General features: G+C 44.2%; 20 protein-coding genes. 17 read left to right on the top strand and 3 right to left on the bottom strand.

All coding sequences use genetic code 11. From position 1 onward, the window contains the following. Positions 1-82: 82 nt before the first annotated feature. Positions 83-2,158 carry an acyltransferase family protein gene (locus tag ACSQ8O_RS24185; protein ID WP_436243702.1) on the bottom strand — a complete coding sequence of 692 codons (2,076 nt, stop codon included), beginning with the start codon at positions 2,156-2,158 and terminating at the stop codon, positions 83-85. A 119-nt stretch (positions 2,159-2,277) separates the two neighbouring features. On the opposite strand from ACSQ8O_RS24185, the gene ACSQ8O_RS24180 reads away from it, so the two are divergent. Further along, positions 2,278-2,601: a hypothetical protein gene (locus ACSQ8O_RS24180; RefSeq protein WP_436243701.1), complete on the top strand. Its 324-nt coding sequence runs from the start codon at positions 2,278-2,280 to the stop codon at positions 2,599-2,601. A 119-nt stretch (positions 2,602-2,720) separates the two neighbouring features. Beyond that, positions 2,721-2,900: a Spo0E family sporulation regulatory protein-aspartic acid phosphatase gene (locus ACSQ8O_RS24175; RefSeq protein ID WP_436243700.1), complete on the top strand. Its 180-nt coding sequence runs from the start codon at positions 2,721-2,723 to the stop codon at positions 2,898-2,900. A gap of 22 nt (positions 2,901-2,922) precedes the next feature. Here the strand turns inward: ACSQ8O_RS24175 and ACSQ8O_RS24170 are convergent, their stop codons facing one another. Beyond that, positions 2,923-3,201, bottom strand: a complete 279-nt coding sequence (locus ACSQ8O_RS24170; protein ID WP_056622932.1) for a hypothetical protein — start codon at positions 3,199-3,201, stop codon at positions 2,923-2,925. A gap of 201 nt (positions 3,202-3,402) precedes the next feature. Between ACSQ8O_RS24170 and ACSQ8O_RS24165 the strand changes: the two genes are divergently transcribed. The 4 genes from ACSQ8O_RS24165 (at position 3,403) to ACSQ8O_RS24150 (ending at position 5,675) form a co-directional block, all read left to right on the top strand. Next, positions 3,403-4,245 (top strand): RMD1 family protein, encoded by an 843-nt coding sequence (locus ACSQ8O_RS24165; protein WP_436243699.1) that lies wholly within the window; start codon positions 3,403-3,405, stop codon positions 4,243-4,245. Positions 4,246-4,432: 187 nt separating this feature from the next. Next, positions 4,433-5,047: a DUF2306 domain-containing protein gene (locus ACSQ8O_RS24160; protein WP_436243698.1), complete on the top strand. Its 615-nt coding sequence runs from the start codon at positions 4,433-4,435 to the stop codon at positions 5,045-5,047. A 35-nt stretch (positions 5,048-5,082) separates the two neighbouring features. Beyond that, the gene (locus tag ACSQ8O_RS24155; protein WP_436243697.1) at positions 5,083-5,538 is read left to right on the top strand and encodes a hypothetical protein; all 456 of its coding nucleotides are present in this window, start codon (positions 5,083-5,085) and stop codon (positions 5,536-5,538) included. Beyond that, the gene (locus tag ACSQ8O_RS24150) at positions 5,535-5,675 is read left to right on the top strand and encodes a hypothetical protein (protein WP_436243696.1); all 141 of its coding nucleotides are present in this window, start codon (positions 5,535-5,537) and stop codon (positions 5,673-5,675) included. Before ACSQ8O_RS24155 ends, ACSQ8O_RS24150 begins: the two co-directional genes overlap by 4 nt. Positions 5,676-5,698: 23 nt before the next feature. On the opposite strand, the gene ACSQ8O_RS24145 is transcribed toward ACSQ8O_RS24150, so the two are convergent. Further along, a complete protein-coding gene (locus ACSQ8O_RS24145; protein WP_436243695.1) occupies positions 5,699-6,292 on the bottom strand; it encodes a TetR/AcrR family transcriptional regulator in 594 nt (197 codons plus the stop codon). A gap of 424 nt (positions 6,293-6,716) precedes the next feature. On the opposite strand from ACSQ8O_RS24145, the gene ACSQ8O_RS24140 reads away from it, so the two are divergent. The 11 genes from ACSQ8O_RS24140 (at position 6,717) to ACSQ8O_RS24090 (ending at position 20,066) form a co-directional block, all read left to right on the top strand. Then, complete coding sequence (locus ACSQ8O_RS24140; protein WP_436243694.1) at positions 6,717-8,678, top strand: ABC transporter substrate-binding protein; 1,962 nt, start codon at positions 6,717-6,719, stop codon at positions 8,676-8,678. A 90-nt stretch (positions 8,679-8,768) separates the two neighbouring features. Beyond that, entirely contained in the window at positions 8,769-9,767 is a 999-nt protein-coding gene (locus tag ACSQ8O_RS24135) for an ABC transporter permease (protein ID WP_056622946.1), read from the top strand. A gap of 3 nt (positions 9,768-9,770) precedes the next feature. Beyond that, entirely contained in the window at positions 9,771-10,916 is a 1,146-nt protein-coding gene (locus ACSQ8O_RS24130) for an ABC transporter permease (RefSeq protein ID WP_436243693.1), read from the top strand. Positions 10,917-10,939: 23 nt separating this feature from the next. Continuing rightward, positions 10,940-11,995: an ABC transporter ATP-binding protein gene (locus ACSQ8O_RS24125; protein ID WP_436243692.1), complete on the top strand. Its 1,056-nt coding sequence runs from the start codon at positions 10,940-10,942 to the stop codon at positions 11,993-11,995. Next, positions 11,988-13,004, top strand: a complete 1,017-nt coding sequence (locus ACSQ8O_RS24120; protein WP_436243691.1) for an ABC transporter ATP-binding protein — start codon at positions 11,988-11,990, stop codon at positions 13,002-13,004. The genes ACSQ8O_RS24125 and ACSQ8O_RS24120 overlap by 8 nt, the downstream gene beginning before the upstream one ends. Continuing rightward, the gene (locus ACSQ8O_RS24115) at positions 12,997-13,566 is read left to right on the top strand and encodes an HAD family hydrolase (RefSeq protein ID WP_056622955.1); all 570 of its coding nucleotides are present in this window, start codon (positions 12,997-12,999) and stop codon (positions 13,564-13,566) included. The genes ACSQ8O_RS24120 and ACSQ8O_RS24115 overlap by 8 nt, the downstream gene beginning before the upstream one ends. Positions 13,567-13,600: 34 nt before the next feature. Further along, entirely contained in the window at positions 13,601-14,647 is a 1,047-nt protein-coding gene (locus tag ACSQ8O_RS24110) for a LacI family DNA-binding transcriptional regulator (protein WP_436243690.1), read from the top strand. A 10-nt stretch (positions 14,648-14,657) separates the two neighbouring features. Beyond that, on the top strand, positions 14,658-15,755 hold the full coding sequence (locus tag ACSQ8O_RS24105; RefSeq protein ID WP_436243689.1) for a Gfo/Idh/MocA family protein: 1,098 nt from the start codon (positions 14,658-14,660) through the stop codon (positions 15,753-15,755). Next, positions 15,752-16,471 carry a ThuA domain-containing protein gene (locus ACSQ8O_RS24100; protein WP_436243688.1) on the top strand — a complete coding sequence of 240 codons (720 nt, stop codon included), beginning with the start codon at positions 15,752-15,754 and terminating at the stop codon, positions 16,469-16,471. The genes ACSQ8O_RS24105 and ACSQ8O_RS24100 overlap by 4 nt, the downstream gene beginning before the upstream one ends. Before the next feature lie 113 nt (positions 16,472-16,584). Next, the gene (locus ACSQ8O_RS24095; RefSeq protein WP_436243687.1) at positions 16,585-17,340 is read left to right on the top strand and encodes a glycerophosphodiester phosphodiesterase; all 756 of its coding nucleotides are present in this window, start codon (positions 16,585-16,587) and stop codon (positions 17,338-17,340) included. After that, a complete protein-coding gene (locus tag ACSQ8O_RS24090; RefSeq protein WP_436243686.1) occupies positions 17,337-20,066 on the top strand; it encodes an alpha-mannosidase in 2,730 nt (909 codons plus the stop codon). Before ACSQ8O_RS24095 ends, ACSQ8O_RS24090 begins: the two co-directional genes overlap by 4 nt. The last annotated feature ends 1 nt before the right edge of the window (position 20,067 follow it).

The raw sequence follows: 20,067 nt of genomic DNA, 5'->3' as shown, positions 1-20,067 counted from the left end.
GATGATCTGTGATAAGAGGAGGGGGCTAAGCCTGCCTCTTATTTTCTTGTTTTGTTACTGCCATCGCAGGTTTACCGGCTACTTACTTATGATCTAACTTACTCCTAGCATTAACAGCATCTAGAATAAGTTTGGAGTAAGCTTCAGCTCCTTTAACTGTTAAGTGGACACCATCACTGACAAACCAATCTGGCTTATTTGCACTAAAGGAATACCAGTCGATGAGTTTGACATTCGCATGCCCTCTACTTACACTTGTCAAAGTGCCATTTACCACATACTCCCATTTTTTGGGCACACGTGTATTGATGAGAATAATCTTGCGGTTTTCTCCAATCATCTCGAGCAGAAAATCAAGCTGTTCTGAGGTGAAAGGTCCATTCGTACCGAGGTGAATGACGACAATCCGGCCTAACGAGTTATCGGCTTTGAATTGCTTGATCATGTCAGGAGCTTGCGACAGTTGCCGACTGACTTTCCCGTCTACGGTAATCCCTGGAATTATTTTCTCCAAAACCGGAGCAGCGCCCAGCATGACGGAATCCCCGATAGCTGTAACGCTTTGGGTTAACAGAACTGGGTTATTAGCGCCAGAAGCGTTAACCGGGGCAGGGCTTGTCGATGCAGTTGAATTCTCAGCTTTAGGCGATACCGTTGGGGAAGGGCTGGTGAGTATAGCTGGATTCTCAGCTTTAGGTACCGTCGGGACGGGGCTTGTCCGTGCAGGTGCATTATCAGCTTTAGTTGATGCTGTTGGTGCAGGGCTTGTCGTAGCAAGCGAATTTTCAGCTATAGGTGTAGATGTCGGGACAGGGCTTGTCAAACCTAGCAATTGATTAACATCAGGAGAGGTAGTCAGGACATCGCTCGTTAATTCGGGTGATTGACCCGCAGGCGAGGCAGTCCCAGCTAATCTCGTCAAACTTTGTGAAGAGAATATGCTCAGATTCATGATGTTGGAAACGCAGATCAGCATAAGTATGACAAGCGGTACGGTTCTAACTAAAAACTTAAATGGAGTTTGCGTTGTCATCCCATTCAACCGAAGTTTGACGATTTTGGACCAAATGCTCCAATCACCAGTTCGAAAAGGGGTTTCAATAAAGGAGTAGGACCAAGCAGCTAATCCGATACTGAGCGCGAGCTGAATCATTAGGAGAAAGTAGCTCGTATCCGTAGTAGGACTAGTCGGATTCGTTATGACAATTACAGGATAATGCCAAAGGTAAATGGAGTAAGACCGTTTACCGATCCAACGTAGAGCCTTCCAACCGAGAATTTTGCTAACCAAGCTAGATGGGCTTGCTGCCGCTGCAATAACGAAAGATGATACGAAGGAAAGGATGAGCATTCCACCTGTGTACAGCGATTGATCGTATTCTCCAGTTCGAATAAACATATAGATGACAACCAATAGTCCAATCACACCCGTCATATCTATCCACAAACGATGTTTGCGTAAGTTAGGGTCAACAAGTTTACTACTTGGCCATATAAAAGCAAGGGATGCACCGATCAAGAGCCCGAACGCCCTTGTGTCTGTTCCGTAATATACCCGGCTGGGGTCCGTGCCAGGTTCATATAAAAGCACCATCGCGACGAAAGAAAGGATAGCTCCGGCGAGTGTAAGTAAAACAAACTTACCGCGTGTTGGGCTAAAGAAACGACTCAAGCCAATGACAAGCAGCGGCCATATCAAATAAAATTGCTCTTCAATGGCAAGCGACCAAAGATGCCCTAGAGGCGAAGGAGGTCCGAAGCTCTCGAAGTAAGAGATGTGGTGAAAAATGTTGTACCAGTTGCTTGTATATGTTAAAGCCGACCAAATATCCCCCTGTATGGAAAATAACCTCGGGATATTCGTAACTGCTAGATAGACGGCAACAGCAATTATCATAGCCACCATTGCAGGAAGCAATCTGCGGATGCGACGAATCCAAAACCTTTTTAGATCTATACGTTGTTTATTCTTTCGCTCTTCAATCAGCATATCCGTAATCAGGTAACCGGAGAGTACAAAAAATACACTTACTCCTAAGAATCCCCCTGAGGCCCATCCCCAGTTGAGATGATAGCTAATTACAGCAAGAACCGCGAGCGCTCTGATCCCATCCAATCCAGGCATAAAAAGCCGATGATTTTGTTTAATTTCCTTCATGATGTTAAATCCCCCAATGTGTCAATTCCTGAAAACAATACTTCTTAGACTGTGTTCTACTTCGTACAGTTCAAAAAGAATAAAATTTTTTCTTTTAGTTGGATTTGGACGATCTAGACATGAAATCGAAGATATACGTGATAGATAAAATCAGAGCGAAGATGGACTGGGTTAGTGGAAAATCAAGAAACAAAATTCCATATACAACGATAAACGGCGTTCATGATAATCGGATCGTGGATAATCCAAGAGATGAGATCACCGATGGCATCAATTGGTGGACCAATGGCTTCTGGGCGGCCCATGAAAGTGGAAAAAGTAACCCTATATGTTCAACTTGGCATGTAATATTTGCAGATAAAAAAGAGAAGAGACCAACCTCAAGTAGTGACAAACTACTTAAGGTTGGCCTCTTCTCTTTGAACCAGAAGGAGTGCTGGTAGTTAACGTAATAAACTAACACTCTCACAAACAATTTCTAATAGTAATCTAATAGTCTTCATTTACTATACAGATATAGGCAAAGTAACTCATCCTTATAACTAGAACGGAGATGGATACGATGGAATCCAAACTTCAGCAGAAAATTGACAGCTTGCGATTCGAAATGATCAATCAAGCGGAGATCAATGGTAGCCTAACACATGAGAAAGTCGTATCCGTTAGTCAGTTGTTAGATAGATACATTGTGCTATACCAGAAGCTTATTCTCAAAAAAGCAAAATTAAAATTAATTAGTTAACTATGGCATTCATAACGATTAGCTACTCATTTTGCGGATCTGGAGCGGGTTGTTCTTCGGCTACAGCGACTTCATCATTCGCCTCTTCATTCACTTCATTCGTCTCTTCACTTACTTCTACCTCAGAGCTGCCGCTTTCTGTCTCGCTTGGAGCTACATGCTCACCCGCAAGTTGTTGAAGCGCTTCTAATCTGCTGCTCAAGCTCTTAATTCTTTCATCAGCTTGGTTGCTAGCGCCAGATAGTTGCTGTGCATGGCGGAGCAAGGATTGTACTCTTTTAATTTCGGCTGTATGTGCCATCGTTATGTTGCCTCCCCATAGTCTCGTTTATTTTATCAAACACCAAGGAAAACTATCATCCAAAGAAAAGTGTATACTTTTCTATCTTGTACTACAAGAGAAATTAGCATGGCTACGCATGGTATCAACGAGCGAGGATTGAAGAACACTTTTTCTGTCCAAAATAGGAGTAAAACTCTTTCAGACAGATGAGTGGTGACAATGAAGGATATAACCTTTAAAGCTTTAGCCATAACGAATGAAATCGATTTGAACAAAATTGCCAACTATTGCGGGATTCCCAAAAAATTTACGTGGGAACAGCCTTTAAGTTTAAGAGGTGACATTCTTTCTAAGATTCTCCATAAAGATATAGCGGGCTTACAACAAGTGTTTGTGTTTTCCTTCGGAAGCGTTGTCTTTGTTAATCACCTAGACAAGGGAGAAATAGCTAGCTTCTTGAAGTTTATTCAGACATTTGAACCAGATATCGATCTTCAACATTCAGAGAAATACACGGAAAACTACAGGCTCCACACTGAGCAAATCGCTAACATGGAATTGACTGACAAGTATGTCGTAGTCGCTGAATTTGAGCCCTATTACCCGGAGTTAATCTCGACAGTCCTTGCAAAATCAGTTGCACTTGAAAAGATTGAGGAACAGCTTGGGAAAATTCATGATAGTCTCGAAATAATGATCGATAGACTTGAAAAAGGGAAGCTTCGTGTAGGCAACAAAGAATTGGCAAGAACGACAGCTCAAATTGTTCGTCATGAATATAACACCCTTGCGTATATCATGATATTGGATAAACCTGATTTGACTTGGTCAAACAGCTCTGCGGGCCATTTTTACGATGAGATGATTGAATTTTTTGAGTTGAGTGATCGGTTCAAAATTCTTAAAAGCAAAACGGATATTTTGTATCACATCTTGGAAGGTTTTTCAAACATTAGTCACTCCATCCGAGGCCTGTTCGTTGAATGGATTGTTGTGATTCTCATTGTTATTGAAGTGGTATTAACGATCCTGCAAATCTTAGGTTGGATTCCCTCACATTAACCCAAAGCGGCCCCTTCAATGAAGAGGTCGCTTTTTTGCTTCTTTCCTATTTTTGTAACAATTCAATAGGAGAAAAGCTATGGTTTATATTATAATAAAAAAAGACCGTACGGTTCGGTTTTTTAATTAAAAGCTCCTCCATAGGAAGGATGAAGGTATGTCCACTAGTAAAAAAGCTTACTTATTCATGTTATTAATAACAGTTGTATTTATCGTGTACGTCTTGTACGCCAACTTCGTTCTTGATCCGCAAGCAACCGTATTTCTAGGCCATAAAGATACGCTTAAACGAGTTTTACATACGGAAGTCTGGCTGAAAGTGATGAATGTACATGTCATTTTCGCATGTATGGCTATGCTATCGGGGGCAGCTAATTTCTCTACAGTTATCTTGAAAAAGTATCGTAAATTCCATCGTATGAACGGGTATTTCTACTTGATTTCCGTGGTCATCGTTGACGTCACTTCCGGATATATGGCACCATATGCGACAGGTGGGAAAGCTAGCAGCATGGGGTTTAACTTGATGAATATTGTATGGCTTGTTATGACCATCGTCGCAATCGTAAAGATCAAGAAAATACAGGTCAATCAACATCGCAAGTGGATGACGAGGAGTTATGCTTTCGTGTTTACGAATCTCACGATTCATACCATAACTGCGCTGCTTCACGATGGAGTCGGCCTTGCGTATACAACCAGCTATACCATAGCCGTGTATGGATCGATTATCTGTCTCATGCTGGCTGCTGAGATCGTTATTCGAACTGTGTTTAGAAAACCTAACACGACAATGATCTGAAGGAGGGGCGGTATGCGGTCACGAATCATTTGGGGATGTCTGCCTTAGGAGCCACGGGTGCAATTCCGATTGAAGCCAGAGTCGTTGAGGATGGACATCGGTTGGTAAGCGGGGGAGGTGTGACATCAGGACTTGATGTAGCCCTGTACTTGGTGGAGCGTGAAGTAAGGCCCCAAATCGCATCTGCTGTAGAGAGATTATTTGAGTATGAACGGCGGGGGACGGTGTGGCGTGCACAAGGTATGGTGCCGATTAACTTCGCAGTGAGTTCAGATCCATCTAGCGAAGATCTGCTTATCCCTTTCGTTGCTGAGACTACCGATGGAGATTCGATGATAGAAGGCACGTGGCAAATGATGATCGCAACGCCTATTGGTAAAATGTCCGTCATGCTGCATATTTCCATGAAGGACGGATCCATCCGGGGACAGCAACACAAGGTGACGAGGTTGACGAACTCCTTAATCCTACCTGGGACGGTCGTCAAATGACATGGATGCAGAAGGTGAAGAAGCCGATGAGACTGAATTTGAAGTTCGAGGTAACGGTGCAAGGTGACGTTATGAGTGGAACTGCCAAAGCAGGGATGCTGCCGTCATCGAAGGTTACAGGCAGACGAGTGCACTGAACAAGCGTAGAGAAAAACGGCTGCTAATGAGCCTTGTAGGTCATGAGCAGCCGTTCAATATGTTGCATGGCATAAGCGACATGACGGTTGTCACGCGTTAGCCTGCTGGCCATGATGGCACCTTCAATGGTTGAAAAAATAAAAGAAGCCACAGATTCTAACTCTATTTCCGGTTGAAATTCTCCGGTACTCACCCCTTGAGCCAATAAGGATTGAATGAATCCCAACATTTGCGTGTATGCCAGGGTAGCATGATCTCGAAGAACGGGAAATGAGTGGTCGCTTTCGACCGCTGTATTTAAGAAGGGGCATCCGCCTTGAATCGGAGGGTTATGGACGGTATCCCGGTACACATCGCACATGGCTAAAATTTTACCGATTGCCGTGTCCTGAAGTTCGATGGCCGCGGAGAAATGCTGCCATAAGACTTGTCCAGCGTATTGGAAAGCTTCAATCGCAATGTCGTCTTTGCTGGTGAAAGTGCGATAGATCGCTCCTTTCGTTAAGCCAGTCGCGTCCATAATATCTTGCATCGTCGTGCCTGTGTACCCTTTATCATTAAATAGAACAGCCGATTTCTCAATGATGCGGAGTTTCGTTTGTTCACCTTTGCGCATGGGGATTATTCCTCTCTAACCACTGACCATTTTAGCTCAATTATAACACATCGCAACGCACCTGATTACCCTTTCGCCGTTCCCACAGAGACCCCCCCACATTCTTCCAAAAAAACGGTTGCAAACGATTCAAATCCGATGTAAGATACAAATAAGCAAAAAAGCAAACGCTTACAATCAATTGTATTAAACCGGTTTAACAAAGCGGAATAGGAAAGTTAACATCTTAGGAAGAGCACCCGCATAGCTTGAGTTAAGCGCTTACATTTTATTAAAACGGTTTAACTACATACAGATCAAAAAATTTTATAATCTAATTAAACCGGTTTAAGGATATTCTACCTTGGAGGTGAAAGGTACCGATTTCCAATTTAAGCGATAAGGCATAAGGAAGAACAAGTTTAACATTATGGAGGGGATTGGCTTGAAAAGAAGTGGTTTGTTTATTGGGATGATGTTGGTATTTGCAGTTGTTTTTGCGGCATGTGAGAGTGAGAGTGAACCAAAAGCAAGCTCAGCAGTGAAAGAAACAACAGGTCCAGTTGCACCAGCGGCTACAAAGATAAGCGGATTCAAAGAAGCCCCGATGTTAGCTAAGCTTGTTACTGCAGGATCGCTTAAGCCAGTGACAGATCGGATGCCTGTTAAGGAAGATATTATGGTCGAAAAGGTAACGGATGAGATCGGTAAGTACGGCGGAGACTGGAAAATGCCTTGGGCAGGACCCAATGATCGCTGGACGGTTGGTGCACCGACCGAGGAGTCGCTCTTCCGTTTTAATAAGGATGGAAGTACGGTTGAGCCTAACGTTGCCAAAAGCTTTGAAGTGAATAAAGACTCAACGGAATTCACGATTCATTTGAGAAAAGGAATGAAATGGTCAGATGGTATGCCTTTTACAGCAGATGATGTCCTGTTCTATTGGGAACATATGCTTACGAAAGAAACATTCGGTAAAAAGATTTATGATGCTTACTACTCCATCGATCCTGTATCCGGAGAAAAGGCATTGGCAACAGTGACTAAAGTGGATGATTATACGTTTAAAATTACTCATAAATATCCTAGCGTGCTATTTCTAGAGCGTGTTGCCATTGATAACAAATGGTTCTTTGCACCGGCACATTTCCAAAAAACGATCTTACCTGAGTTTGTAGGTGATGCGAAGGCGCTTGAAATTGCGAAGCAATGGGGCTTTGCCGATGTGAAATCTTTCTTGGTAGCAACAGGCTATTACGATTGGATTAATCCTCAGATCCCAAACTTAAGACCTTGGGTAGCTAAAAACGATCCGAATAGTGATCAATTTATTATGGAGCGTAATCCTTACTATTGGAAAGTGGATAGCGAAGGCAATCAACTGCCTTATATGGACCGTCTCGTAGCAACCAAAGTGCAGGATCCAGCACAAAGAGTTCTTGGCGCATTAGCTGGCGATTATAATCTACTTGACTTTGATTTTAAAGATTTCACGGTATTGAAAGAAAATGAGAAAAAAGCTGGGTTCACTGTCACGCCTTGGACGCAAGCAGCATGGTCGAGTGCGGGTCTTCAATTCAATCAGACTATAGGTGATCCTAATCTGCGTAAGCTTTTCCAAGACATTAAATTTAGAGAAGCTGTTTCTGTTGCGGTCGACCGCAAAGAAATTTCAGAAATTGTAACGAACGGCTTAGGAGCTCCTCAACAAGCTTCCGTTCCGGAAGGCTTGGTTGGCTATCAAAAAGGCTGGGCCGATCAATGGAGTAAATTTGATCCAGCACGAGCGAATCAACTTCTGGATGAAATCGGTTTGACGAAACGTGATAAAAACAATTTCCGTTTGAACGCTGACGGATCTGATCTCACAATTACGGTTATTGAGAACACAACGAATACAGCAACTTTCTTGGAATTAGTCAAAAAATATTATGAAAAAGTGGGTATCAAGGTCGATATCAAAGTTGTAGATGCCGGTACGCATAATGATCTCAAATACGCGAATAAGATCCCAGCAACGACAGAAAATATTTCGCTCGTCAATGTAGCGTTTAGACCAGATACACTTGTACCGCTGCGCGTATTGACACCGTGGCTTGGAAATTATGGCTTGTACACGTCATCCAATGGGAAAGACGGCGTTAAGCCGGAAGGTGATATCGCGTTGATTTTGGATTACTGGAATAAAGTTAAATCCTCGACAACCAAGGAAGATATTACGAAGTGGAGCAATGAAATCATTAAACTCAATCAAAAGAATCAATGGCTGATTGGTTATGCAGGCCCAACACCTAAGCTGATTGTTGCATCTAACAAGATCGGCAATGTGCCTAAGAATTTAATTTATGCGGATGAATTCCGCAGCTTAGGTCATGGACATCCGTCTCAATTCTTTATTAAACAATAGATCATTGGTAACGACATACTGGGGAAAGTTGATTTCCCCAGTATACGTTTCAAGAGAATCATCGAATTAACCGGAGAGGACAGGATCTAGATGCTCCAATATATTTTAAGAAGAATCATTATGGTCATACCCGTCGTTTTTGTTATATCCGTAATCGTCTTCTATATCATTCAATTACCTCCAGGTGACTATGTTTCATCGTATGCGGCGAAGATGTCTGCAGCGGGTGAAGTCATGACACAAGCAGATATTGCTGAAATGAGAGCTGCCTTAAAATTGGATCAACATTGGTTTATTCAATATTTGGATTGGATGAAAAACATATTCACCGATTTCAACTTCGGATACTCGTTTAGCTATAACAAGCCTGTATTGAGCGTGATATCGCAATTTATGGCGTTAACCTTGATCGTTTCTCTGGCGACGATGGTGTTTACGTACGCGGTGGCTATTCCGATCGGGATCTATTGTGCAGTAAAGCAATATTCCATCGGTGATTACATTTTCTCAGCATTCGGTTTCCTTGGTATGGCTACACCTCACTTTTTAATGGCGATCATTCTCATGTATCTGTCCTACGTGTATTTTGGTGATCCATTGTTAGGTTTATTTTCAAGTGAGTATGCAAGTGCGGCATGGTCGATGGGTAAAATTCTTGACTTGCTGAAGCATATGATTATCCCTGTTATTGTCATTGGTTTAGCGAATACAGCCGAACTCATTCGAGTTATGAGAGGGCAAATGCTGGACGAATTGAATAAACCGAATGTGGTGACGGCACGGTCCAAAGGCTTATCGGAAACGAAAATATTACTGAAATACCCGACGCGCGCTGCGCTCAACCCGATCGTAAGTACCCTTGGATGGTCATTAACGTCCATTTTTACAGGTTCAACGATTACAGCGATTGTTCTGAATTTGCCGATTCAAGGTCCAGTCATGTACAACGCATTATTAGCTCAGGATATGTATCTGGCAGGCACGTGGTTATTATTTATGGCCGTGTTAACGGTTGTGGGAACATTAATTTCGGATATCTTGTTGGCATGGCTTGATCCCAAAATTCGCACGGCATTCAGAGGTGTGTGACCTATGAAACCAATAACATCAATAGGAAATCAAATATCGACCAGATTCAAGCGTCCCAAAAACAACGATGTCTACTACAGCTCACAGTGGCGTCTTATCTATCGCAGGTTGAAAAAACATAAATTAGCTCGTGTCAGTTTAATTATTTTAGGCTTATTCTACTTAGCTGCGATCTTTGCTCAGTTCATTGCGCCTTATGGATTACAAAGCTACGACAGTAAATATGTCAATGCGCCTCCTACGAAACTAAGCTTCAAGGACGCGGAAGGCCATTTTCATATGAGACCATTTGTTAATGAGCTCAAATCAGGCAGAGATCCTGTTACACTGCGGAAAATGTTTGTGCAGGACGAGAGTGTTCGTCATCCGCTGCGTTTCTTGGTAAAAGGGGAAAGCTACAAATTTCTCGGCTTGATCCGGGCGGAAACCCACCTATTTGGTGTAGATGAGCCCGGTCGTATCTTTCTTTTCGGTACAGATGGTATGGGCAGAGACTTATTGTCGCGTGTTGTTCTGGGCAGTCAAATTTCATTAAGTATCCCGCTCATTGGCGTGTTTATAAGCTTCGTCTTAGGCTTGTTTATCGGAGGCATATCCGGTTATTTCGGTGGATGGATTGACTCTGTTATTCAGCGGTTCATTGAAATCATTCGTTCCTTTCCAACGCTTCCTTTATGGATGGCCTTATCAGCTGCCATACCAGCCCGCGTTCCCGTCGTGACCATGTATCTGTATATCGTCATCATCTTTGCATTCATCGGTTGGACGGATTTAGCCAGGGTTGCGAGAGGAAAGTTTATATCATTAAAGAATGAAGAATATGTTTTAGCAGCTAAAATAGCAGGTGTTAGCGACGCTAAAATTATCATAAAGCATCTTTTGCCTGGATTTATCTCCTATTTGGTTGTGGCGACGACACTAGCCATCCCAGGTATGATTCTGGGGGAGACAGCGATGAGCTTTCTAGGGCTTGGCATACGATCTCCTGCGACCAGCTGGGGTGTACTCCTTCAGGAAGCACAGCAAATTGAGAACATTGCTTTGTATCCTTGGAAGCTAATTCCACTCGGATTTGTCATTGTTACCGTATTAACGTTTAACTTTCTAGGCGACGGTTTGCGTGATGCAGCCGATCCATACAAGAAATAAACTAAGGTAAGGCGGGGAATGTCATGACATTAAAAGCTGTTATTGATTCACAATCCGAACTACCCTTACTGTCCGTGCAAGACCTCAAGATTCGTATTCAGATGGATAATGGGGAAATGAGGGCCGTAGATGGCGTTGATTTTGATATAAAAAAAGGGAAAACACTTGGACTGGTTGGCGAGTCTGGCTGTGGGAAAAGCTTAACCAGCAGAGCTATTATCAGCATTAATCCTAAAGAGTGCGAAACTTCCGGTAAGATTGTGTATCACTCCACGTCGGAGAAGGAGTTACATGAATTAAATTTGTTATCGCTTGATACAAAGGGTAAACAAATTCGATCCATTCGCGGCCGGAAAATTGCGATGATTTTTCAAGAGCCGATGACGGCATTTTCACCGATGTATACCATTGGCAATCAGATCATGGAATCCATTTTAATCCACCGTACCAAAGATAAAAAAGAAGCGAAAAAAATCGCGCTTGAAATGTTAAGTAAAGTGGGCATTTCGGATGAAGCGAAAAGATTTGACCAGTACCCGCATGAATTCTCTGGTGGTATGCGTCAACGTGCGATGATTTCCATGGCCTTATCCTGTAATCCAGAATTGTTAATTGCCGATGAGCCCACGACTGCACTCGATGTAACGATTCAGGCCCAAGTGATGGAGCTGATGAAGGGACTTCAAAAAGAGTTTGGCATGGCGATTTTGCTTGTCACGCATGATCTAGGCATCATTGCTGAGATGTGCGATGAAGTAGCTGTCATGTATTTAGGGAAGATTGTCGAGCAATCGACCGTAGGCGAAATTTTCAAAAATCCCAAACACCCCTATACCAAAGGCTTGCTCAATTCCATGCCTAAGTTAGCTGGGAATAGAAATAAACGATTAGAATCGATCGAGGGTACCGTTCCAATGCCAATCGATATGCCTCCGATGTGCGGTTTCTATGACCGATGCAAGGATCGCATTGAAGGGGTATGCAACAAACAAGCGGTTCCCAAAACGCGGATATCCGATAACCATATGGTTAGATGTTTCCTTTACACGAAGGAAGGTGAGGAGCGTACCTATGTCTAAACCTATTTTGAAAGTAAACCATCTAATCAAAAACTTTGAAGTAAAAGACAAAAATAAATTGTTTGCTAGGCCTTCATCCGTTCGTGTGTTGAACGATGTTTCTTTCGAACTCATGGAGGGAGAAACGCTAAGTATAGTTGGTGAATCAGGCTGTGGGAAAACAACGCTAGGCCGTTGCATCGTGAGGGGAATGAATGCTTCCTCTGGGGAAGTGATCTACCATACGGAAAGCGATGAGCAAGTTGATTTTCTAGGCCTTCGCGGGAAGGAATTCAAGAAATTCAGGAAAGATATTCAGATGATCTTTCAGGATCCGTATTCCTCGCTAAGTCCGAGAATGAGTGTGTATGACATTATTTCGGAGCCGTTACTCGCTAATTTTAAGCTAACGAAAGCGGAGCTGGATGAGAAAGTGACCTTAATCGCTGAGAAAACGGGATTAAATGTCAGCTACCTCAAGCGTTATCCGCATGCCTTCTCAGGGGGACAGAGACAGCGTATCGCGATTGCCCGTGCGCTTATTTCCAATCCTAGACTCATCGTCTGCGATGAAGCCGTATCGGCCTTGGACGTTTCAATCAAAGCGCAAATTATTAATTTGTTGAAGGATCTGCAGAAGCAGCTTCAGATAACGTATATTTTTATCTCGCATGATTTGTCTATCGTCCAAAACATTTCCGACCGTGTGGCGGTGATGCACTTGGGGCGTATTGTTGAGTTAGCACCTGTGGATTCTCTTTTTCAATCGCCTAAGCATCCTTATTCAGAGGCACTTCTGTCAGCCGTACCGGAGCCAGACCCGGATTATAAGAAGGACCGAATCATTCTCGAAGGTGAAGTACCGAATCCGGCCAATCCTCCTAGCGGGTGTCATTTCCATCCTAGGTGTATGTATAAGACCGACAAATGTGTGAAGGAAGAACCGAAGCTGCAGGATCTAGGCAACAAACATTACGCAGCTTGTCATTATGCAGATCAATTAAACTTAAGAGGTGTCGTACATGAGTAAACCAACAACGAAAGATCATATAGCGATTGATCCCAATGCGAAGAAACTGATTGTTTTCCTGGACTGTGGAGATACCATCATTGATGAAGGAACCGAAATTAGAGATGACCATGATATTGTGATTAAAGCTGATCTGATTCCTGGGGCTGATGTGATGGTGAGGACACTTGCCGAACGTGGCTATATCCTGGCTCTTGTAGCTGACGGGAGAGCGCAATCGTTCAAAAATATGCTAACAGATCATGGCTTGTATGATTATTTTACCACGATGATTTATTCCGAAACGATTAAGGACTCGAAACCAAGTCCTCGTATGTTTAAAGCGGCGATGGGCGCGTTAGAACTCACAGAGCAGGACTGCTCAAGAATCGTCATGGTGGGTAATAACCTAAGCCGAGACGTGAAAGGTGCTAATCAAATGGGGATTACGAGCATCTTCTTGAGCTGGACGTCAAGATACCCGAAGGTGCATGAAGACGAAAGTCAAAGACCTGATTATACCATTAGCAATCCGGTAGATTTAATTGACTTGGTCGAGAAGCTTAATGCACAATTGGAATAAACGGATATTGTAACGAAGGGATGTTTACCCAAACATGGCAAAAATTGATGATGTTGCAAGGCTAGCGAAAGTCTCAAAAGGGACAGTTTCCAATGTCTTTAGCCAAAAAAGACCGACAAGCAACGAAGTCAGAGAGCGTGTGATGAGTGTTTCTAGACAATTAAATTATGTCCCTAATCATACTGCGCGAAGCTTGGTTACCAAGAAAACAATGGCCATTGGCTTAACCATACCGCACGGCAGCTTCTTTTTTAGCGCATTTCATACGCAGTTTATCAACGGGGTCATTCTGGAAGCAGCTTATTATGGGTATAGGGTCCTATTAGATATTATTCCTGTACATGAGGTGAAAACGCCATTTTTGACGAGTTATCCGATAGATGGTGCTGTTGTGATGAGGCCTACGGCCAATGATGAACGGATCAACCTCATGCATATGGGACAGATCCCTTTTGTGACGGTAGGTCATGTGATGAATGAAAACATAGAGCATTCTACAAGCGTAGATAACGATAATGGACAGATGATGTCCAATATTTGCGAGTATTTAGTTGGCAAAGGCCATAAAGATATTATGTTTTTGAATGCGAATGAGCATATGACCGTTTCTATTGACCGAAAAGCTAGCTTCATTCAAGCCATGAAGGATCGTGGACTAGACGTGGAGGAGCACATGATTCATCATAAGCCTGAGCTGAACTCCAGTGAATATATGGATTATGGGTATGAAGAGACGATCGATATTCTCGGTAAGCAAAAGAAAAAAGTGACCGCGATTATTGCGGACGATGATCGTACCGCATTCAGTGTTCTTAATGCGATTAAGGATCTAAATCTTAGTGTACCTGGGGATGTCTCATTATTTGTGATATGCGGTGATAACTCGATGATGGTGCAATCGAACCCATCTTTGACGAGCATGGATTTGCAGCCATCTGAATTAGGTGCCCAATCTGTCCGGTTGTTAATGCATCAATTAGGCGTGCTGCAAGGTGATTATGATGAAAATATCATTGTTGAAGGCAAAATTATAGAGCGAAATTCAGTCTCGACGATTGGTCACGAGGAAGATCGCAAATAAGGGAGCGAACATGATGAGTAATAAACAATGGAACGTAGGCATTATTGGCCTTGGCGGTATCGGCGATTATCATATGAACAATCTTGCGAAAATTAGCAATACAAACGTTGCCGCCATCTGTGATGTGAATGCGAAAGCGGTGGAACAGGTCGGTGAGCGTCTGAATTTGCCAGCTGAGAAGCGATACACGGATTATCGAGCCATCATAGCCGATCCTGACATCGATTTCATCATTTCAGGCGTATCCAATAAGTTCCATTGTGACATCTTGAAAGTGGCGATTGCATGCGGTAAACCGATATTTTCGGAGAAACCTTTTACCCGAACCATGGAGGAGGCGGATGACTTAATACGGTTGTATGAAGCAAATCCGATACCTTGTATGATCGGCTTCTCGTATCGGTATAGACCTTGCTTCCAATACGTGAAGCAGCTCGTTACGGACGGTGCTTTAGGCCGAATCCGGCATATCGCTGCGCACTATTTGCAAGAGGAAAACGCGCCAATGTTTAACAAGGAATACACGTGGCGATTCAATAAAGAGATGGCAGGATCCGGCATATTAGCGGATATTGGCTCACATATGGTGGATGCGGCACGCTTTTTTGTAGGCGAATTTACGCAGGTGTCAGGTATGATGACCACGTTTACGAATCGCCGATTGGATAAGCGAACAGGGGAATACGCTGAAGTTGATGTGGATGATTTTACTGGCTTCCAGTGTGTATTAGAAGGCAACGTGATGGGGTCGTTCTATACCCATAAGAATGCAATTGGCACGGGGAATCAATTCAACGTTACCTTGTTTGGCGACTTGGGCACGGTCCGAATGTCAGTCGAAAAGCCAAATGAGGTTCATCTAACGCTAAGATCGGGCGAAAATCTACAACTGACCGAGTCTGTTATTCACTTGGATGAGAAATCAATGAAGCCGATGCTGCAGGACTTTGTAGATTATTTGGAGCAAAAGAACTCTTCTTCGCTCCCGACCATTATCGATGGATACCGCAACCAACAAGTGCTGCAAGCCATAATAGATTCAGCGCAAGACGGCGTAACGAGAAGCTTATCGCACCATTCGAATGTGAAAAGGGAGGAGCTTGTATGATCCGAGTAACGATATGGAATGAATTCCTTCAGGAGCAAAGAAAAGAAGAGGTAGCTCGGATCTATCCCAAAGGTATGCACGGAGCTATTGCTGACGGAATTCGTCAGGATGGATTTGAAATAAGCTGTGCAACTTTCAATGAGCCTGAACATGGGTTAACCCAAGAAAAGCTTGATCTGACGGATGTCCTTATTTATTGGGGACACGTTGAGCATAAGGGCTTTCAAGATATCGTCGTTGATCGTATATGTAAACGAGTACATGAGGGTATGGGGCTGATCGTACTTCACTCAGGTCATCATTCCAAATTGTTCCGCAAACTGATGGGCACTTCCTGTGATCTTCTATGGAGAGAAGCGGACGAGAAAGAGCGATTGTGGGTCATGGATCCATCGCATCCAATCGTAGAGGGGATTGGACCATATATCGATTTGGAAGAGGAAGAAATGTACGGAGAGCATTTCGATATTCCTACACCAGAGGAATTAATCCTTGTCAGTTGGTTTCAAGGGGGCGAAGTATTCCGCAGCGGATGCACGTATCGTCGCGGCCAAGGGAAAATCTTTTATTTCCGTCCAGGTCACGAGACGTATCCTACCTACCACAACAAAGATGTGCAGCGCGTCATTGCCAATGCTGTGAAATGGACAGCCCCGATTCTAAGGGAAAAGACGTTTTACGGGCATCACATGCCGCTTGAGGAGATCAAGAAGTAGTGAGCTTATTGCAGATAAAGCTTCTTTCATGGTGAAAGAAGCTGTTTGGCTTGCGATTTCAGTCACATTCAAGGCATGGAACTCGCAACTATGATTCTAGGTTGAGGTGAAAGATGATGAAGACCTATCCATTACTAACTGCACATACGGGATGTATGGGCACACCTGATAATAGTTTGCTTTCTATAGAAACAGCTTTTCATAGCGGCGCAGATATTGTGGAAGAAGATATACTAATAACTTCAGACGGAGTTCTTGTGCTTTCTCACGACGACACCGTTTACTCCGTGGACGGGACGGCATATAAGATTTCCCACATGAGCTATGCTGAGTTAAGTAAGCTGGAGATCAAAGCCCATAACGGGTCACCCGGGGAGACCATGCGGATCTTATCGTTGGCGTCGGTTCTACCTATCTTGAAGGCTTCAGGTAAGAAAATGAATCTGGATTTGAAATCAGATGCCTGTATAGAACCTGTTTCCCGATTCGTAGAACAAAACGAGTTAATCGATCAGGTCATTCTTAGCGGGTGTGAGACTTTGCGGGCAAAAGCTGTTGACCGTACGAATCCGCGCTTACGCAAGCTGCTGAACGTGGATACGTCCTTATTTCTAATGCTAAATGAGAGGGAAGCTGTTCGCATTAGCTGCGAGGACGCCTTGAGCGCAAATTGCTTTGGTCTCAACGTGAACTATCGGATTGTTGGGCCGGAGCTCCTTCAAGCAGCAGCCCTAAACGAGCTAGAAGTCTACATCTGGACGGTCAATTCGGAAGATGAGATGAAGCACTTTATGGAGATGGGCGTCGGGTCGATTACGTCTCGCAATATTTCGGCTTTGGTGCAAGTAAGGGAGGGAGCTAAAAGATGAATTCGAAGCGAACAGCTCATATCATTTCCCATACCCATTGGGATCGAGAATGGTATTTACCTTATGAGAAACATCATGTGCGTCTCGTCAAACTCGTGGATGAGCTGCTGAATAAACTGGACCAAGATCCGAATTATCGCAGCTTTTTCTTGGACGGACAAACGATTATTCTTGAAGATTACCTGCAGGTCAGACCCGATCAGAAAGAGCGTTTATCCCGTTTGATTCGGGACGGCCGGATTTTGATTGGTCCTTGGTATATCTTACAGGATGCATTCTTGACAAGTGGCGAGGCCAACGTAAGAAATATGCAGATTGGTCACCAAGATGCGATGAAATATGGACCTGTTTCGAAAATTGGCTACTTTCCCGATACCTTTGGGCTGGTAGGTCAGACGCCGCAACTGATGCGGCAATTCGGAATTACGAATGTGTTTTTCGGGCGAGGTGTTAAGCCAACAGGCTTTAACAACACCGTGTCTGATGGCGATTACGAATCTTCATTTTCGGAATTGACTTGGGAAGGGCCGGATGGATCACAGGTACTCGGCATTTTGTTTGCCAACTGGTATAACAATGGATGGGAAATCCCAGTTGATCGCGAAGAAGCGAGGGTCTATTGGGACCAGAAGCTGGCGGATGCAGAGAAATACGCGTCGATGGGCGAATTACTCTTCATGAATGGGTGTGACCATCAGCCAATTCAACTTGATTTGCCTGAAGCACTTCAAGTGGCGCGCGAGCTTTATCCAGATACAGCCTTTATTCATTCTAATTTTATTGATTATTTGCAAGCTGCCGAGCGTTCCTTGAACCGTGAGCTTTCCATTATAAAAGGCGAGCTTCGCAGCCAACGTACGGACGGTTGGAATACGCTTGTGAACACCGCCTCTGCCCGTGTTTATTTGAAGCAAATGAATCAGGTAGGGCAAGCGATGTTGGAAAAAGTGGCGGAGCCTTTGGCCGCTTTGGCACATGTCCTTGGAACACAGGAGAAATATCCGCATCATTTATTCACCTATGCGTGGAAAACACTGATGCAAAACCATCCGCATGACAGTATATGTGGATGTTCCGTAGACGAAGTGCACCGAGAAATGGTGACGCGTTTTGAGAAAAGTCGACACGTGGCAGAGGCCATCATCGACGAAAGCAAACGAGCCATTGCCGACATGATCGACACATCGGGCTTTGCCAACATGGGAGAAGACACGCTGCCCTTCATTGTGATGAACACATCTGGTTGGGAACGCAGCGGTGTTGTGAGCATCGAGCTTGATGCCTTACGATTGTACTTCCGTGACGGTTACACGCCTGAAGACGCAAGCCGTATCATTCAAGCGATGGATCTTTCTGGCAGGATACTCGTGGATGAACATGGGAATTCCATCCCGTGTACGTTCCAAGATCTCGGACAACAATTTGGTTATGATCTGCCAGAAGACAAGTTCCGTCAACCTTATTTGTGCCGCAAAGTGAAGCTTCACTTTGAAGCGGAGAATGTTCCTGCATTAGGGCTGAAAGCTTATGCCTGGTTGAAACATGCAACGGAAATGCCAACCTCCTCGTTGCTAGTTGGAGACCGCGTGCTGGAAAATGAGATGCTCAAGATCGAAGTCAGCGCGAACGGTTCATTCAATTTAACTGACAAGACAAACGGCCGTATCTATCGGGATTTAGGCATCTATGAGAATTCAGGGGACATCGGCAATGAATATATGTATAAACAGCCGGATGGTGAAACGCCACGAACGACCCATGGGGTGGCTGCGCAAATCCGAGTGTTAGAAGATACGCCATATCAAGCATCCATTGAAATTGTACACGATTGGGAAGTGCCTGCATCAGCAGACGCAATGCTAGAGTCGGAACAGCGCAACTTAAGCTACTTTGGTACGCGAAAAGCACAGCGCTCAACCCACATGGTACCTATGCAGATTCGCACCGTTATCAGCTTGAGCCGTAGGGGGCAGGGGGTAGACATTACAGCTACCTTCAACAACCAAGCGAAGGACCATCGTTTACGGATGCTCTTCCCAACGGATGTGAACACGCAGGTTCACCGCGTTGACACGATGTTTGAAGTCCCGCAGCGGGATAATGAGCCTGCTGCCGAATGGCAGAACCCAAGCAATACGCAGCATCAGCAAGCATTCGTTGATCTCAGTGAGGCCGGGGCAGGCTTGGTTATCGCCAATGTAGGCCTGAACGAATACGAGATTTTGCGTGATGGTCGCAATACAGTTGCAATAACACTGCTTCGAGCAGTTGGCGAGCTTGGTGACTGGGGGGTGTTCCCAACGCCAGAAGCACAATGTTTGGGGGAACACACCATCCGTATGACGGTTATTCCCCATAACGGGGATGGTATTCAGTCGGGCGCTTATGCGGAGGCTTATCAGTTCCAAATTCCATGGACATCCTGCCAGACAGATAACCACCCTGGAAGGATTTCACCTTCATTTGCCCCGTTCCAGTGGGAAGGCCGAGAGCTGGCATTCTCCTCTTTGAAAATGAAGGAAGGATCGGATGAGCTCTTGCTGCGTTGGTACAACATGAGCGCCCAAAAGGCTAGCTTGCAGCTAAGTTCTCAACTTTCGTATAACGAGTTCTACAGGAGTTCCATTAGGGAAGAGCTCGGCCCGCGGATCGAATCTGAATCTAATGATCAAATTCATTGGTCGGTTGGCCCATGTGAAATTGTCACGATCGGGATTCATCGATAAA

The organism is Paenibacillus sp. LjRoot56 (assembly GCF_964253335.1).
Lineage (GTDB): Bacteria > Bacillota > Bacilli > Paenibacillales > NBRC-103111 > Paenibacillus_E > Paenibacillus_E allorhizoplanae.
Note: the sequence above shows the minus strand (reverse complement) of the source record. Positions and strands in the feature narration are given on the sequence as shown.

What these genes read in the sequence shown, in the direction of transcription:
- ACSQ8O_RS24130 (WP_436243693.1), top strand. Translation starts at nt 9,771, where the DNA reads ATGAAACCAATAACATCAATAGGAAATCAAATATCGACCAGATTCAAG.
- ACSQ8O_RS24145 (WP_436243695.1), bottom strand. Translation starts at nt 6,292, where the DNA reads ATGCGCAAAGGTGAACAAACGAAACTCCGCATCATTGAGAAATCGGCT.
- ACSQ8O_RS24100 (WP_436243688.1), top strand. Translation starts at nt 15,752, where the DNA reads ATGATCCGAGTAACGATATGGAATGAATTCCTTCAGGAGCAAAGAAAA.
- ACSQ8O_RS24165 (WP_436243699.1), top strand. Translation starts at nt 3,403, where the DNA reads ATGAAGGATATAACCTTTAAAGCTTTAGCCATAACGAATGAAATCGAT.
- ACSQ8O_RS24160 (WP_436243698.1), top strand. Translation starts at nt 4,433, where the DNA reads ATGTTATTAATAACAGTTGTATTTATCGTGTACGTCTTGTACGCCAAC.
- ACSQ8O_RS24180 (WP_436243701.1), top strand. Translation starts at nt 2,278, where the DNA reads ATGAAATCGAAGATATACGTGATAGATAAAATCAGAGCGAAGATGGAC.
- ACSQ8O_RS24155 (WP_436243697.1), top strand. Translation starts at nt 5,083, where the DNA reads ATGTCTGCCTTAGGAGCCACGGGTGCAATTCCGATTGAAGCCAGAGTC.
- ACSQ8O_RS24105 (WP_436243689.1), top strand. Translation starts at nt 14,658, where the DNA reads ATGATGAGTAATAAACAATGGAACGTAGGCATTATTGGCCTTGGCGGT.
- ACSQ8O_RS24170 (WP_056622932.1), bottom strand. Translation starts at nt 3,201, where the DNA reads ATGGCACATACAGCCGAAATTAAAAGAGTACAATCCTTGCTCCGCCAT.
- ACSQ8O_RS24185 (WP_436243702.1), bottom strand. Translation starts at nt 2,158, where the DNA reads ATGAAGGAAATTAAACAAAATCATCGGCTTTTTATGCCTGGATTGGAT.
- ACSQ8O_RS24110 (WP_436243690.1), top strand. Translation starts at nt 13,601, where the DNA reads ATGGCAAAAATTGATGATGTTGCAAGGCTAGCGAAAGTCTCAAAAGGG.
- ACSQ8O_RS24090 (WP_436243686.1), top strand. Translation starts at nt 17,337, where the DNA reads ATGAATTCGAAGCGAACAGCTCATATCATTTCCCATACCCATTGGGAT.
- ACSQ8O_RS24115 (WP_056622955.1), top strand. Translation starts at nt 12,997, where the DNA reads ATGAGTAAACCAACAACGAAAGATCATATAGCGATTGATCCCAATGCG.
- ACSQ8O_RS24095 (WP_436243687.1), top strand. Translation starts at nt 16,585, where the DNA reads ATGATGAAGACCTATCCATTACTAACTGCACATACGGGATGTATGGGC.
- ACSQ8O_RS24125 (WP_436243692.1), top strand. Translation starts at nt 10,940, where the DNA reads ATGACATTAAAAGCTGTTATTGATTCACAATCCGAACTACCCTTACTG.
- ACSQ8O_RS24175 (WP_436243700.1), top strand. Translation starts at nt 2,721, where the DNA reads ATGGAATCCAAACTTCAGCAGAAAATTGACAGCTTGCGATTCGAAATG.
- ACSQ8O_RS24135 (WP_056622946.1), top strand. Translation starts at nt 8,769, where the DNA reads ATGCTCCAATATATTTTAAGAAGAATCATTATGGTCATACCCGTCGTT.
- ACSQ8O_RS24120 (WP_436243691.1), top strand. Translation starts at nt 11,988, where the DNA reads ATGTCTAAACCTATTTTGAAAGTAAACCATCTAATCAAAAACTTTGAA.
- ACSQ8O_RS24150 (WP_436243696.1), top strand. Translation starts at nt 5,535, where the DNA reads ATGACATGGATGCAGAAGGTGAAGAAGCCGATGAGACTGAATTTGAAG.